At 68.8% G+C, this 333-nt stretch carries 1 protein-coding gene; it reads left to right on the forward strand.

All coding sequences use genetic code 11. From position 1 onward, the window contains the following. Positions 1 to 333: NAD(P)/FAD-dependent oxidoreductase (locus tag FLQ44_RS22755; protein WP_147696169.1), on the forward strand; the 333-nt coding region annotated here is incomplete at both ends.

Here is a 333-nt window from a genome sequence, read left to right on the forward strand (position 1 = left end):
GTGGAGCGCATCGTCACCGCGCAGGGCAGGGTGGAGGCCGTCCACACCAGCCGTGGCGTGCTGCACCCGCGCGAGCTCGTGTTCGCGCTGGGCGCCTGGAGCCCCGCGTTCGCCAACCAACTTGGACTCAAGCTGCCGATCCAGCCGGGCAAGGGCTACTCGATCACCTACACCCGCCCTGGTCTCGCGCCGAAGCGGCCCATGGTGTTGAAGGAGCGCTCGGTCTGCGTGACCGCCTGGTCGGACGGTTATCGCCTGGGCAGCACCATGGAGTTCAGTGGGTACGACGAGAGCCTGAACCGTGTGCGTCTGGGGGCTCTGGAGCGTGGCGCC

Source organism: Vogesella mureinivorans (assembly GCF_007644035.1).
In the GTDB taxonomy this organism is placed as follows: Bacteria; Pseudomonadota; Gammaproteobacteria; order Burkholderiales; family Chromobacteriaceae; genus Vogesella; species Vogesella mureinivorans.